Below are 14,668 nucleotides of genomic sequence, written 5' to 3'. Positions count from 1 at the left end.
CGTCAGGCGTACTCGGGCCGCGCAATGCCCGCAAAGTGACCCACGTCGCTCGCCCAGCGCCCACTATTGGGAGCGGGGGCTCGGGCGCCGACGGATCCCGGGCCGGGATGGAGAGCTGATGAAGGTCCGGATCGGCATTGGCTTCGGCAGCGTCGCGCCGGCCGGTTTCGCGGCCTTGGTGGACCGGCTGGAGAAGCTCGAGATCGACTCGCTGTGGTTGTCCGAGCAGCTCTCCACACCCGCCGTGGACCCGCTCGCCGGGATGGCCTTCGCCCTGGGCCGCACCAGCCGGCTGAAGGTCGGCACCGGGGTGGCGGTGCTGCCGGGCCGCAACCCGGTGCTGCTCGCCAAGCAGTTGGGGTCGCTGGCGTTGCTCGCCCCGCGACGGGTGCTACCGGTGCTGGGGCTCGCCCCGGGCCGGCCGGGCGACCGGTCCGCCTACCCGCTCCCCGTGGGCCGGGGTGGGGCCCAGCCCGTGGAGACCGCGGGCCGCGGGAGGCCCGAGGCCGCGGGGACCGTGGGCCGCCGAGGCGAGGTGTTCGACGAGGCGCTGGACGTCCTGCGCCGGCTGCTGCGCGAGCCGCGGGTGACCTTCCACGGCGAGTTCTTCGACCTCACCGACGTCGGCATCGGGGAGCTGCCCACCCGGCCGCTGGACATCTGGCTCGGCGGGGCGGCCCCGGCCGCCCTGCGTCGGATCGGCCGCTTCGGCGACGGCTGGCTGGCGAGCATGGTCAGCCCCGAGCAGGCCGCGGCCGGCATCGCCGAGATCCGCGCGGCCGCCGCGGCGGCGGACCGGCGGATCGACGACGATCACTTCGGGCTGAGCCTGCGCGTCGCCTTCGCGCCGCCGCCGGCCGACTCCCTGGTGGCGCTGCGGCGGCGCTATCCCGACGTCGATCCGGCGCGGCTCATGCCGGTCGGGTGGGCCGCGGCGCGGGAGTTGATCGGCGAGTACCTCGCCGTCGGGGTGAGCAAGTTCGTCGTCCATCCGATGACGACGCCGGACGGCTGGCCGAGCTTCCTCGATTCCTTCGCGGCCGAACTGATGCCACTGGAGAACTGACGCCACGGGAGAACTGGCGCCACGGGAGAACTGACGCCACGGGAGAACTGGAGCCCAGGGACGATCCGGGCTTGCCGGACAACATGGGCGGTTCGGCGCCCGGCCGGGGGAAGAGGTTTGGGCCCTCGATTGGCTGTACACGGATGGTTCGGCGGCCGGGATCCTCGGGCAGCGGGTCACGTGATACTGAAACCACCGTCCACGGCGAGCGTCTGCCCGGTGACAAAACTGCCGGCATCCGATGCCAGGAAGAGCAGCGCGGCAGTCAGTTCCGCCGGCTCTCCGAAGCGACCGTCGAGGACCCGCGTCAACTGCTTCTCAATGTAGCCGGGTCGGTACTCGTCCGTCATCTCGCTGCGGAAGAAACCGGGAGCGAGCGCATTCACCCGGATGCCCTGGCGGCCGGTCCACTGCTGGGCCAGATCCCGGGTGAGCCCGATCAGCCCGGCCTTGCTGGCCGTATAGGCGGCCTGCGGCAGCCCGGCGGTCGTCAGGCCCAGCACGCTCGAGATGTTGACGATGCTGCTGCCCGGCCGCATCACCCGGGCGGCGGCCTGCGCCATCCAGTAGCAGCCGCTGAGGTTGACGTCCAGGACGGAGCGGAACTGCTCGGGCGTCTCCTTCAGGGCCGGCACCGCCGTCCCGACCCCGGCATTGTTGACCAGGACGTCCACCCGGCCGAACGCCTCCATCGCGGCTGCCACGATCCGCTCGGCGCTGGTCGGGTCGGCCACATCGGTGGCGACGGCGAGGGCACGCCGGCCGGCCGACTCCACCAGCTCCGCGGTGGCGCCGAGCCGCTCGACCCGCCGGGCGCCGAGGACCACGTCCGCGCCGGCCTCGGCGAGGCCGCGGGCGAAGTCCACCCCGAGACCGGATGACGCCCCCGTGACGATCGCGACCCGACCGTCCAGCCGGAACCGGTCCAACACCGACATGTAGTGCTCCTTCGCGCCGAGGTTTCCACCGCCGTGCCGGCGGCGGTCGTCACGCGGCCCGTGACCCGCCGGTGCGGACCCGCCGCGAACCGCCGCCAGACCCGGTGCCGCCATGCCTGAAGCGTCGCAGGTGAGCCCCGTCGACGTGCCGGGAGTACCCGAGGTGATCACCTGTGTCTCCTGGGTCACGACTGGTCGGTGTGGCCCACTGGTGGGAGCACTCCAGGGCCCATCGTCACCGCCAGGCTCTTCCCCTTTTCGGTCTCGCCCGCCACAATCAACCGGGAACGGTGAGCGGCTGACGGGCGGTGCGGATCCGGCATCCGGCGGTATTGTCCCGCCGGCGCGGCCGGCTTCGCGCTCAAACGCGATCCGGAACAGATGATCTGCGGGTAGAAGGGGTACTGACGAGGAGACGGTTACCCCGACATCGCGGGCTGTGAAGCGAGACAATCCCGTCCACACCGACAGTCGATCGACGGCGCTGGGGAAAGCCTCGCGGGAGGAAACGTGGAACGGGCAGAGCGAACGGAAGTCACCCCCCGGGTTCGGACCGAGCGTCATGTGGTGGTCGGTGTTCGCTTCGGTGACCTGTCGGATATGGCCGATGTATTGCTGGCCGCCGACCTCGCCGCGCGGCTCGACGCCCATCTCGTGCTGATCGCGACGATGGACCGCTGGTCCCGCTGGGCGAGGTGGACCGCGGGGGTGTACTGCGCCTTCGGGGTCGAGACGGTCATGTGCGCCGCTCGGATCGCCGAGGAGGAGACCCGCGAGGAGCTCCAACGCCGGCTGCGGTCGCTGCTCGACCTCGTCGGCGTCGACTGGACGGTCCAGTGGGCCACCGGTTCTCCCCGCCGGGCCGCCGTGCGCTACACCCGCCGCCACCCCGACGCGATGGTGATCCTGCGCCCCGAGTGCACCCGCTGAGCCAACCACGGTGCGGCGGCCCGGTCACCGCCCACCGCTCACGTCGAGCACGGCCCCCGTCACGTAGGACGCCTGTGCCGTGCAGAGCCAGGCCACCGCGGCCGCGACCTCCTCGGCCCGGCCGGGCCGACCGAGCGGCACGGCCACGCCCAGCCGCCGCGCCCGTCCCGGATCCCCGCCCGAGGCGTGGATCTCGGTGTCGATGTATCCCGGCCGGACGGCGTTCACCCTGATGCCCTCCTCGGCGACCTCCTGGGCGAGTCCCACCGTCATCGTGTCGAGGGCCCCCTTGCTCGCCGCGTAGTCGACGTACGTCCCCGGGCTGCCGAGTCGCGCGGCCGCGGAGGAGACGTTCACGATCGAGCCGCCCAGCCCGCCGCGGCGCGTCGACATCCGGCGCACCGCGGCCCCCGCGCACAGGAAGGCGGCGACGACGTTGACGGTGAAGATCTGGTTCAGCCGCGCGGCGTCCATCTCGTCGACCCTGGCGGTGGGGGCAACCATCCCCGCGTTGTTGACCAGGGCCGTCACCGGACCGAGCCGGTCCGCGGCGGCGAACAGGTCGGTGACGGCGGCGGGCTGCGCCAGGTCGGCGGCCGCCGCGGCGGCGGCGGCGCCGAACTCCCGGCATCGCCGCGCCACCTGCTCGGCGGCGGCGGAGTCGGCCCGGTAGCCCAGGCAGACGTCCCAGCCGAGCCGGGCAAGCGCGACCGAGCAGGCCGCGCCGATGCCGCGGCCGCCACCCGTCACGACCGCCACGCCGGGTATGCGCGGTTCCGACATCCACATCACTCCTCGTTCTCGTCGGATGACCTGCCAGGCCGCTCCGGACGCCTTCTCGCCCCCGATGAAGCGGCGGGAGTGCCCGAAGTGTCGTGGTCCAGTAGTCCCCCCGCGATATGGGGGAGCTACCACGAGTGCGTCCGAGCGTTGAACATCCGACACTGACGGTGTCGTGTCGCGGCGGAGCCGTCACATTGCGGTCGGTCGGCGCGTCTGTGTCGTGACGCGACCGCTCCGTCGTGGATCGACCGTTCACGCGGCGGATGTCTGACAGCGCATATCACATGGCGTGAACACGGTTCGGAGGAGCACAGTCGTCAACAGTCGTCGTCGGCACGGTGACCGGTGGGTCGGCGCTGGCCTGCGGTCTGCCCGCAGGGTCGGGGCATACCAGGTGGTTCGCGATGGTTGTCAGTCTCGGGTGGGTGGCGGGACCGGCGTGGTCGGGGGTTGGGTCGACCGTCCACCGATGGCCGATCCGGCGTGGCGCGTCGTGGTGGCCGCGAGACGTTGGGAGGAACACCGATGAGCTGGGCCCCATCCACGGACTCGGCCGATGGCCGCCGCCCGGCGGTGAGCTCGCCCCTGGTCCGGCACGGTCTGGGGGCGCTGGGCTGCCCGCCGCCCCGCGCTTCCTCCGGGCCGCCCGACCAGCTCGGCGGGATCGAGCCGGTCGCCCTCGCGCCGGCCGGGCCGATGGCGGGGATGCGCCGGGTGGCCGGCGCGGTGGCCTACGCCGTCAGCCAGCTCCTGCTCATCGCCATGCTCTACGGGACGTACAGCTTCAGCCGCCACCTGGCCAGCGGCCGCGAGCCGGCGGCGCTGGCCGCCGCGAGGGACGTCTGGCGGCTCGAACGTTTTCTGCACCTGCCCAGCGAGGCCGCCGTCCAACGGCTGGCGCTGCACTCGCACACGCTGATCCGGGCGGCGGACTGGTTCTACATCCTCGTTCACTTCCCTTCGGTCATCATGCTGCTGCTGTGGGTGTTCGTCCGGCATCGCCGGCACTGGACGCGGGTCCGCAATGTTCTGATCATGACCACCGGCATGGCGCTGATCATCCATCTGCTGTACCCGTTGGCGCCGCCCCGCTTCCTGCCGTCGGCGCTGCACGTGTCGCTCGTCGACACCGGCGCGGTCTACGGACCCTCTCCCTACGGGGAGGGCAGCGGCGGGATCGCCAACGAGTACGCCGCGATGCCGAGCCTGCACGTCGGATGGTCGCTGCTCGAGGCCTGGGCGGTCATCACGATCCTGCACCACCGCGCCCGCTGGCTCGTGGTGTTGCATCCGGTCCTCACCACCGCGGTCGTGGTGGTGACCGCCAACCACTACTGGCTCGACGGCCTCGTGGGCGCCTCGCTGGTGGTGCTGTCGATCGTCGTGCTCGACCAGGTCAACCGCGCGTGGGCCAGGCGCGGGCTGAACCGGCACGAGACACCCCTGCGGGTCCCCGCGCCGGCACCGTCACCGGAGGCACCGTCACCGGAGGCACCGTCACCTGCCGTGGCGTCACCTGCCGTGGCGTCACTGGCCGTGCCGTCACTGGCCGTGCCGTCGGCGGCCGTGCCGTCGGCGGCCGTGCCGTTGGCGGCCGTGCCGTCCGCGGCGTTGGCGCCGCCGACCCGGCTGCCGGAGCCGGGGGCCGTGCCCGAACCGCGCCCGGAGCCCGCCCGCGGCGCCGACGCGCGCCGGTGCCCCGTCGAGGGCGGCGGCGGGATAGCGCCGTAGCCAGGGGCACCCAGAGCGGCGGGAGCACCGCGGCCGCGGCCGTTCTTCCGCGGGCTGGTGCTGCGCGACGGCGTCCGGTCCGTGTACTACTTCCGGGCGGACGAACCACCGCTGCGCCGCGGCGCGCTCGTCGTCGAGGGAGCCGTCGACGCCCGGCCCGCCCGGCGTCTACGTGTGCGGCGATCACCGGGACACCAGCTCGATCCAGGGGGCGCCGGTGGGACCACCGGGCGATGACAACACAGCGCTGAATTGCGGGTCTAGCTGGACTTTCGTGGCAATTCAGCCTGAGGTCTACCCGCGAGGGTGATGGTGAACCCCAGCGTCGGCGCTACGATCTGTCCGTCTGTAGCACGATGTTCACCCCGTGGGGTGGTTCACCTGGATGACAGCACGAGTTCCCTGGCCCGCGGCCTGCTGGACGCCGCGCCGGACGCGATCGTCGCCGTCCGCGCGGACGGCCGGATCGCCCTGGTCAACGCCCAGGCCGAGCGCCTGTTCGGCTACACCCGGGAGGAACTGAACGGCGAACCCGTCGAAATCCTGATCCCCGAGTCCGCCCGCCGCCTGCACCCGCATCACCGGGGTTCCTACCTGCGCGACCCGCAGCCGCGGCCGATGGGTGCGGGGATGGAGCTCGCCGGCCGTCGCCGCGACGGCAGCGAGTTCCCGGCAGAGATCTCCCTGTCGGCCATCGAGGTCGAGAATGGGATCCTGATCACGGCGGCGATCCGGGACGTCACCGACCGGCTGGAGGCGCAGGCGGAGCGGGAACGCCTGCGCGCGCAGGCCGAACGCAAGCGGATCGAGGCCCAGCTCCACCAGTCGCAGCGGCTGGAGAGCCTCGGTCAGCTCGCCGGCGGCGTCGCGCACGACTTCAACAACCTGCTCGGCGTGATCATCAACTACACCGCCTTCGTCGGCGAGGTGGTGGCGACGGCCGCCGAACGCGACGGCGGCCAGTGGGAGGCGGCCCGCCGCGACATCGAGCAGGTCCAGCGGGCCGCCGAGCGGGCCACCCAGCTCACCCACCAGTTGCTCGCCTTCGGCCGCCGGGAGGTCGTTCAACCGCGGGTGCTCAACCTCAACGACGTCGTGCACGACATCGAGGAGATGCTGCGGCGCACCCTCGGCGAGCACGTCGAGCTGATCACTCTGCCGGCCGCCGACCCCTGGCCGGTCTTCGCCGACGCCGGTCAGCTCGAACAGGTGCTGGTCAACCTGGCCGTGAACGCGCGCGACGCGATGCCCGCCGGCGGCAAGCTCACGATCGACACGTCGAACATCCTCATCCACGAGGACATCGCCGGCGAGCGGCCCGGCCTGAAGGCCGGCCGGCATGTCAACCTGCGCATCAGCGACAGCGGCAGCGGCATGACCCCGGAGACGGTCAGCCGCGCCTTCGAGCCGTTCTTCACCACCAAGCGCAAGGGTGAGGGCTCCGGCCTCGGCCTCGCCACCGTGTACGGGATCATCACCCAGGCCGGCGGCCACGCGGAGATCTTTTCCGACGTGGGCCTGGGGACCACGGTGAGCATCCTGCTGCCGGCGGTGGACAGCGTTGCCGTCACCCCCGAACCGATCTCCGACGGGGCCATCCTCACCGGCGGCGAGACCATCCTCGTCGTCGAGGACGAGCGGGCGATGCGCGAGGTCACCCGGCGCCTGCTGGCCCGCAACGGCTACCAGGTCATCACCGCCGCGGACGGGCACCGCGCCGCCGAGCTCGCCGCGAGCTACCCCACCGAGATCCATCTGCTGCTGACCGACGTCGTCATGCCGCAGGTCCTCGGCCGGACCGTGGCCACGCTCGTCCGCCGGCACCGGCCGGGTATCCGCGTGCTGTTCATGTCCGGCTACGCCTACCCGGTGCTGGCGCACAACGGGACCCTCGACCCGGGGCTGGCGCTGCTCGGCAAGCCGTTCTCCGAGCAGGTGCTGTTGGCGAAGGTGCGGGACGTCCTCGACAGCCCGGTCGAGAACTGATCGGGGCTGGGTGCTGGGTCGGGGCTGGGTGCCGGGTCGGGGCTAGGTGCTGGGGCGGTCGAGGCGGAGCGCGGCACTCCAGCCGCCGGTTGCGGCGTCGTGGCGCAGCTCGACGCCGATCAGGTCGGCGACCGGGCGCAGCCGCGCGGCCCGCGCCGCGTCCGCCGGCGGCTCGTACCCGCCCGGCCGGACTCGCAGCCGCAGGTCGAGCTCGGCCGGCGCGGACCGCACCGCGAGCCAGGCGTGCTCGCCGGTCCCCACCGGATCGCTCGCCATCAGCAGCAGCTGCACGGTGGCCAGCACCACCGAGATCTCCGCGCGGGTGGGTGGGTGCTCATCGACCTGAAGATCGGTGTCCAGGCGGTCGACGAGCAGGCCGTCGACCCGTAGGGCGAGCCCCGCGGCCAGGGCCCGGCGCGCGTCGTAGCCGAGGCGGAAGGCGCCCGGGGGCAGCTGCAGCCCGCTCGTCGCGGACCGCAGATGGTGCTCGATCCCGCCGATGCGGTCGGCGAGGTCGCCGGACAGCCGCCGCCGGACGCTGGCCAGTTCGAGCAGGACGGCGGTGAAGTCCTGCATCGGGCCGTCGTGCAGCCGCTCGGCCAGCGACCGGTGCCCGCGCTCCTGCAGGGCGACCATCAGGCGGAGGAGATCGAGGGCCGGTGCGGGCGGGGCGCCGTCCGGTCCCGGCGGGCGGGGGACGGGGCAGGCCGGGGTCCGCGCCGGAGCGGTCTGCGTCGCGGTCGCCGGTTCGTCGCCGTCGGTCTGTGCTGTCACCCCCGGTCGGCCCCGTGTCCCCGATCCGCCGGGAGGACCCCGCGAACCGCGGCGACCAGCTCGTCGGCGGTGAACGGCTTGGTCACCACCGGGAGGCCGGCCGGCACCGGATCCAGTCCTGGAGCGCCGGTCAGGACCAGGCAGCGTGCCGTCACCGCCGGGTCGATCCGGCGCAGCTCGTCGATGAGATCCGCGCCCGAGCGGCCGCCGAGCCGCAGATCGATGAGCAGTACGTCGTGGGCGGCCGCATCCAGCCGTAACGCCTCCTCGACGGAGCCCGCGACGCTCACCCGGAACCCCTCCGCGCACAGGATCCGGCCCAGCAGCGCGCGCAGCATCTCGTTGTCGTCGACGACGAGCACCGTCGGAGCGTCCAATTTCCCACCAGCCTCCGCCGCCGCGTCCGCCCAGCCCGAGTCTCCCTCCGCCGCAACGGTACCGGTAACCGGTCGTGCACCAGGGGCTCCCGCCGACACCCGCGGCATCGTCGTGCCCGCTGTCGTCACCGCAGGCGCGGCCGCGGGCAGCGGGTGAGCGCCGTCACCCCTGCACCGGCCGGTCCTTATGGGCCGCCACCGCCGTTCAACAGCTCGTCGAGCTCCGCCCGGGTCGGCATCGCGGGGCCGGCGCCGGGACGCTGCACGGCGATGGTGGCGGCGAGGTTCGCGTGGAACAGGGCCGTGGCCGCGGGCAGGCCGCCGGCGATTCCGGCGCCGAACGCCCCGCAGAAGCAGTCGCCTGCCCCGGTCGTGTCGAGGACCGGGACGTGCCGCGCGGCGAGGGTGACGACCGTCCCGGCGATCCGCGCGCACACCCCGGCGCCGCCGAGGGTGACGACGATGTTGTCGTTCGGTCCGGCGCCGTCGGCGAGCAGCCCGCGCACCTCGACCAGGGCCCGCGGTCCGGGCAGCGAGCCGACGCCGGCGGCGGCCGGCACCAGGCCCGCGAACTCGTGCTCGTTGACCAGGATCGCGTCGGCGGCGGCGAGCAGGTCGGCGGCGGCCGGCCGGTGCGGGGCCGCGTTCAGCAGCGTGCGGGCGCCCGCGGCGCGGGCACGGTCGAGCGCCGCGGCGTTCACCGCCGCCGGGATCTCGTTCTGCAGCAGCACCACGTCGTCCGGGCGCAGCCTCAGCAGATCCAGGCCGCTTGCCGAGACGGCGGCGTTGGCGCCCGCAACGACGACGATCACGTTCTCGCCGGCCCCGTCTACCATCGTCACCGCCGTGCCGCTGGGACCGTCGACGACCGCCAGCCCGGTGACGTCGACCGCCTCGCCGCGCAGGAACTCCCGCAACGCCGAGCCGAAGCCGTCGGAGCCCACGGCGCCCACCATGACCGTCTCGGCGCCCAGCCGGCGGGCCGCCACGGCCTGGTTGGCGCCCTTGCCACCCGGGGACAGCGCCACCGAGCTTCCCGTCACCGTCTCGCCCGGCCCGGGGATACGGTCCACGCGGGTCGTCACGTCCATGTTGGTCGAGCCGACCACCACGACCCGTCCCATCGCGCGCGCCTCCCGTGACCTGGTCACCGGCGTGCCGCCTGGGTACCGCCGGCGGCCGGGCCTGCCCATCGTGGCAGAACCGGCCCGCGGTCGGGGGGCGGACGGCCGGGTGCCCGCCGGGAGGGCCGGGGGAACGGGGCGGCGGTCGGCGGTCGGCGGTTGGCGGATCAGTGGGTGGCGGGGAACATCGCCCGTCGGGCCCGGGCGGCCCGCTTCGCCGCGTACATGTCCGCGTCGGCGTGGCGGACGACGAGATCGGGGTTGCGTGCGACAGCCCCGCCGTCGACGGTGCGCGAGGACGCCAGCCCCACCGTCGCCCGGACGACGAGAGCATGTCCGGCCGAGAGGATCGGAGCCGCGACGGTCTCGCGCACCCGCTGGGCGGCGCGCCGCAGGGCGTCGGCGTCGATGTCGGGCAGCACCATGACGAACTCGTCGCCGCCGAGGCGGAACACCGCACCGTCCGGCGGTTCCGCCCGAGGCGAGCCCGCCGCGACAGGCTGCCCCTCCGGTAGCTCGGTGGCCGGTCGCTCGGTGGCCGGTCGCTCCGGGACGCCGTACTGCGCCCGCAGCACCTCGGTCAGCCGGGCTGCGATGGTGCGCAACACGTCGTCGCCTGCCTGGTGGCCGAAGGTGTCGTTCACGGGCTTGAAGTCGTCGAGGTCGATGAGCAGGATCGCGAAGGGCGACCGCTGCTTGGCCAGGCGGTCGAGCAGCTCGGTGAGCGCCACCCGGTTCGCAAGCCCCGTGAGCGGGTCGCGAGTCGCCCGTTGCCGCAGCTGTTCCTGCAGCTGGCGCCGCTCCCCGACCTCGTGGCACGTCAGCAGCAGGCCGCCGTCCAGGTAGCCCGGGCCGGAGGCGGCCCGCCAGGCGCCGGCCTCGATGTCGAACCACCGGTACCCGCCGTCGGCCGTGCACATCCGCACGTCCAGCAGCGACGCCGGGTTGCCGCGCTGCCGTTCGGCCAGGAAACCGCGCATCCCGGCCCGGTCCTCGGGATGGACGAGCTCGAGCAGCGGCCGCCCGATCCTGGTCTCGACCGGGTAACCCAGCAGGCTCTCGATCGCGGAGCTGATGAACGTCGGGGAGCCGGCCCGGTTGAGGTTGAGGATGATGTCGTGCGACTCGTGCAGCAGGGTCTGCAGCCGCGCGCCGTCGCGCCGAATCGCCTGGTCCTCCCGCAGGAGCGCCCGCATCAGCCCCGCCACGGTGATGACGACGATCGCGACGAGCAGCACGTCGCTGAGGGCATGGTTGGGTCGCGGCCCCTCTGCCGTCCCCCGGTCGTCGCGCCGCAGGACGAGGTACGCCGGCAGGGGGCTGGTGGGGATCTCGGTGGCGACCGCGACGCGACCGCCGCCGTGGCCGTCCCGCACCGTGACCCGCTGGCTGTGCCCCGGCGTGATCGTGCGCAGTTCGGCGGGGTCGACCACGATCCGCCCACCCGCGGCGGCGTCGTTCGACATCGCCACCCGGCCGTGCTCGTCGACGATGCTGATCGTCATCCCGAGGTCCAGGGCCGCGCTGGCGACCCCCGTCGCGGCGGTTCCCCAGCCGAGGGCGCGGGCCATCTCCGCGGCCGACGGCCCGTGCAGCGTCCGGCCCAGCACCAGGAAGGCTGCGCTGCGACCGGCGCGCCGGACGGGCACGACGCTGTAGACCCGGGCCCCGCCGGCCCCGTCGAGGACCGGGACGTTCAAGCCGTTGTCGCGGGCGGAGGCCCAGACCCGGCTGTGCGCCGGGAACGGCACCGCCGCGCCCGGCGGTTGGACCGCCCGGGGCCGGCCGTCGGCGTCGACGAGGGCGAGCAGGGTGCCCGACGTCGACAGGCTCGGCTCGGCGATGGCGGCCAGCGTCCGGCCGTCGGCCGCAGGGTCCGCCAGCGACCAGGGCAGCCGGGAGATCGGATCGATCAGATACCGGGGGTGGCTCAGGTTCGCCGCGAACTCGGCGAGGCGGACGGCGAGGGCATGGCTGTCGGCCACCCGCTGGGTCTCGGCCCGCCGCCGGTTGGCGTTCTCGATCCCCAGCGTGATCATGGTGGTGGTCAGGATCACGGTGCCCAGGACCAGCAGCGGGACGGCCCGGGAAAGCTGGGCGCGGACGCTGGTCCGCCGTTGCCAGGACAGCCGCAGCCGATCAGTCCGGCTCAGCGGCCCAGCCTGCGTCGCCGGCGTCACGCCGCCGGCGACGTCCCAGGGGGCGACCCCGGGGTGCGTTCCGGGCGGTTCGACGGGGCCCGGGGCCGCGGCGGGCCGGGGGTCCGCCGTCGCGGGGACGATCTCGTCCGCGGTGCCGTCGGGAAGTTCGACCGGGAGCGGCTCGGCGATCGTGAACTCGACCGTGTCCCCGCCGGGTGGGGCCGGCACCGCGACCGCGTACCGCCCCGGCCCCACCTGCTTGGCCCGGTACATCGCCTGGTCGGCGGCCCACAGCAGCCGTTCGGGCCGGCACGGGCCGGCGCCCGCCAGGGCGAGCCCGACGCTCGCGGCGACCCGCACCTCGTAGCCGTCGACGAGGATCGGCTGTCCCACCGCGCGGATGATCCGGGCCGCGGCGGCGCGGGCGGCGGCCTCGTCGGTGTCGCGCAGCAGGATGCCGAACTCGTCGCCGCCGAAGCGCCCGCCCGCGTCCACTGTTGCGAGCTCGGACCGGATCCGCGCGCCCACCGTCTGAAGCACCTGGTCGCCGGCGGCGTGCCCGAAGGTGTCGTTCACCGGCTTGAACCGGTCGAGGTCGACGAACAGGACCGCGATCGCGTCGGCCGGGCGCGGGGAGGCGGCGGTGAGGGCGGCGGCGAGCTCCTCCTCGAAGGTCGACCGGTTGAGCAGCCCGGTCAGCACGTCGTGGCCCGCCTGGTAACCGAGCTGGTCGAGTAGCCGTTTGCGCTTGTCCACAGCGTGGCAGGTGATCAGGACCTCGGGGACGCCGGCCCGCGCCGGCAGCCGGCGGGCGGCGACGTCGAACCAGCGGTCGGCGCCGCTGGCCGGCGTGAGCCTGACGTCGAGCAGTGACCCCGTGGTCGGGTTTTCGATCAGGCGCAGCAGCCGGGCGGCGTCGTCGGGATGGGCCAGCTCGGTCACCATCCGCCCCAGCCAGGGCTCATGCGGATGGCCGAGCAGGGGGACGATCGCCGGGCTGACGAAGGTGAGGCGGCCGGCCGGATCGGTGACGAGGACGATGTCGTGCGCCGCCGCGAACAGCGCCCGCAGCCCGGCCCGGCAACGCCGGGCGGCGGCCTCGCGCAGCAGACCGAGGAAGACGATGCACAGCACGCCGGTCAGCGCGACCGCCAGCAGGGTCAGGTTGCGCCGGTCGCCCCTGGCCCGCAGGTCGGCGTAGAGCGAGTCCGTGGGCTGTTGGAAGTAGGTGAGGTATCCGGTCGTCGGCTGCGGCGCGGTGATGTGGGTGATCGTCCCGGCGGGGCCGGACGTCCGCCAGATCCGAGGGGCGCCGCTGCGTTCACGGGAGCGGCGCAGTTCTGCGGCCGGCAGGATCCGTCGGCCGGGCAGCGCCGGGTCGGTCGAGGCGATCGGGACGCCGTTCGGGTCGATGGTCGACACGCTGCCGCTGCCGGCTCCGAGCATGGTCGCGATGCCGCCCGAGAGCTGGAGGTTGATCTCCCGGGTGGAAACGGCCACCAGCACGGCCCAGGGCCGCGGCGACCCGACCGGGACCACGGTGGCGCGGACCGGTGCGTTGCCGAGTCTGAAGACGGGGGAGACGGCGCCCGTGCCGGCCCACGCCGACGACCAGGCCGCGCCGAGATCGCGGGGAACCACGGTGTTGCCCGGCGGGTACGCGGCGCTGACGGTGCCTGCCCGGTCGAGCAGGGCGAGCACCCGGGTGACGTCGCCCGACGGCGACAGCTGCAGGCCCGGTAGGAGGTTCGCGTTGGTGGCGCCGTCGCCCGGCCGGAAGGGGGTGCGGTCGACCGCGGCCGACAGCCCCGCCGGCGCGTCGGCGTCGGACTCCCACCGCGCGAGGCGTTCGACGAGGTGGGCCCGGGCTGCCAGCCGCGACGCCTCCTCCCGGTGCAGCAGGCCGGCGCCCACGTGGAGGGCCAGGGTCCCGAGAACCAGGATCGCCAGCAGGATGGCCAGCGGCGGGAGGAATCGCCACCGGCGGGCCGGCTCGCGGTGTGCCGCGGCCATGACGCGGCCGGGTGATCGTCGCCCTCCGATCCGGCCACCTCTGATCATCTTCGCGCCCCGCCCGACAACGTTGCCCGGACTCGACGGATCTCACCGTGAGTAAACGTATTCTGATTTCCGGGCGGCGAATCCTCCCGGTCGTGGGTGAGCATACGAGTATCTGCGCTGCGAGTTTCATCGGCTGCTGCGCATCCGGGAACAGCCGGGCCCGCCCGTGTGCGGCGCGCAGCAATGGGATGGTTGTCGGCGCATGCCGGTCCGACGGTTCGGATTCTCTGTCGGCAGAATGATGGATACCGAGAGTCGTCTTGCCGATACCTGCCGTTGATCCTGGCGGAAGCCGGTCCTGGTAGCGTCAACCTTGGGTGTTCGGACGTTACGTATGGTGCCGATCTGGCGGCGAATTGTTGTCGTGACGCTGCCACCGCTCGCGATCGTGGCGGCTGGAACCGCTGTTACTTTCGGTGTTTTTTGGGACTCTCCGTGACACCCGGGAGGTCTAGCCCGTTCGAGCATCGCACAGCATGATCAAATGACCACGGCGCGCTGCGGGCGACCGTCGGTGAGCTTCCTGGGGGGGCGATCTTACCCGGCGATGGCCCCGCCGAGTGGGCAGCTCGCCCTGATCCGCGCGCCTCGTGGGACGCGGCATGGGTGGATGGCCCGGCCGCCCGCGCCCGTTCCCGGAAGTTCGATCCGTCGCCGGCCGGTCGTCGTACAAATACACAATCCGGTCCGTGACGACGGGCTGCGGATTGTCCGCATAATGGTTATGCCCCAACGGGCGACGTTTTCCGTGATAGCC

The 14,668-nt window shown here is 73.4% G+C and carries 10 protein-coding genes; 4 read left to right on the top strand and 6 right to left on the bottom strand.

All coding sequences use genetic code 11. The features are described from left to right. The first annotated feature begins 118 nt into the window (after positions 1–118). Positions 119–1,066 carry a TIGR03854 family LLM class F420-dependent oxidoreductase gene (locus FRAQA3DRAFT_RS19685; protein WP_009740808.1) on the top strand — a complete coding sequence of 316 codons (948 nt, stop codon included), beginning with the start codon at positions 119–121 and terminating at the stop codon, positions 1,064–1,066. 176 nt (positions 1,067–1,242) lie between these two features. Here the strand turns inward: FRAQA3DRAFT_RS19685 and FRAQA3DRAFT_RS19680 are convergent, their stop codons facing one another. After that, on the bottom strand, positions 1,243–2,004 hold the full coding sequence (locus FRAQA3DRAFT_RS19680) for an SDR family NAD(P)-dependent oxidoreductase (protein WP_009740807.1): 762 nt from the start codon (positions 2,002–2,004) through the stop codon (positions 1,243–1,245). Positions 2,005–2,604: 600 nt separating this feature from the next. On the opposite strand from FRAQA3DRAFT_RS19680, the gene FRAQA3DRAFT_RS19675 reads away from it, so the two are divergent. Beyond that, positions 2,605–2,934, top strand: coding sequence for a hypothetical protein (locus FRAQA3DRAFT_RS19675; protein ID WP_198286935.1), 330 nt, complete (start codon positions 2,605–2,607; stop codon positions 2,932–2,934). Between the two features lie 24 nt (positions 2,935–2,958). Here FRAQA3DRAFT_RS19675 and FRAQA3DRAFT_RS19670 read toward each other — a convergent pair whose 3' ends face one another. Then, positions 2,959–3,717, bottom strand: coding sequence for an SDR family oxidoreductase (locus FRAQA3DRAFT_RS19670; protein ID WP_009740805.1), 759 nt, complete (start codon positions 3,715–3,717; stop codon positions 2,959–2,961). Positions 3,718–4,242: 525 nt separating this feature from the next. Between FRAQA3DRAFT_RS19670 and FRAQA3DRAFT_RS19665 the strand changes: the two genes are divergently transcribed. Together FRAQA3DRAFT_RS19665 and FRAQA3DRAFT_RS19655 are read left to right on the top strand one after the other, a co-directional pair. Continuing rightward, positions 4,243–5,448, top strand: a complete 1,206-nt coding sequence (locus tag FRAQA3DRAFT_RS19665) for a phosphatase PAP2 family protein (protein WP_009740804.1) — start codon at positions 4,243–4,245, stop codon at positions 5,446–5,448. 372 nt (positions 5,449–5,820) lie between these two features. Continuing rightward, positions 5,821–7,434, top strand: coding sequence for a PAS domain S-box protein (locus FRAQA3DRAFT_RS19655; protein WP_009740803.1), 1,614 nt, complete (start codon positions 5,821–5,823; stop codon positions 7,432–7,434). Positions 7,435–7,476: 42 nt separating this feature from the next. Here the strand turns inward: FRAQA3DRAFT_RS19655 and FRAQA3DRAFT_RS19650 are convergent, their stop codons facing one another. The 4 genes from FRAQA3DRAFT_RS19650 to FRAQA3DRAFT_RS19635 form a co-directional block, all read right to left on the bottom strand. Further along, the gene (locus FRAQA3DRAFT_RS19650; protein WP_009740802.1) at positions 7,477–8,208 is read right to left on the bottom strand and encodes a hypothetical protein; all 732 of its coding nucleotides are present in this window, start codon (positions 8,206–8,208) and stop codon (positions 7,477–7,479) included. Beyond that, positions 8,205–8,585: a response regulator gene (locus FRAQA3DRAFT_RS19645; RefSeq protein WP_157467498.1), complete on the bottom strand. Its 381-nt coding sequence runs from the start codon at positions 8,583–8,585 to the stop codon at positions 8,205–8,207. The genes FRAQA3DRAFT_RS19650 and FRAQA3DRAFT_RS19645 overlap by 4 nt, the downstream gene beginning before the upstream one ends. 185 nt (positions 8,586–8,770) lie before the next feature. Further along, positions 8,771–9,709 carry a ribokinase gene (locus FRAQA3DRAFT_RS19640; protein WP_009740800.1) on the bottom strand — a complete coding sequence of 313 codons (939 nt, stop codon included), beginning with the start codon at positions 9,707–9,709 and terminating at the stop codon, positions 8,771–8,773. A gap of 167 nt (positions 9,710–9,876) precedes the next feature. Continuing rightward, a complete protein-coding gene (locus FRAQA3DRAFT_RS19635) occupies positions 9,877–13,863 on the bottom strand; it encodes a diguanylate cyclase domain-containing protein (protein WP_009740799.1) in 3,987 nt (1,328 codons plus the stop codon). Between the last annotated feature and the right edge of the window lie 805 nt (positions 13,864–14,668).

Source organism: Frankia sp. QA3 (assembly GCF_000262465.1).
Taxonomy (GTDB): domain Bacteria; phylum Actinomycetota; class Actinomycetes; order Frankiales; family Frankiaceae; genus Frankia.
This window is presented reverse-complemented; position numbering and strand designations above follow the sequence as displayed.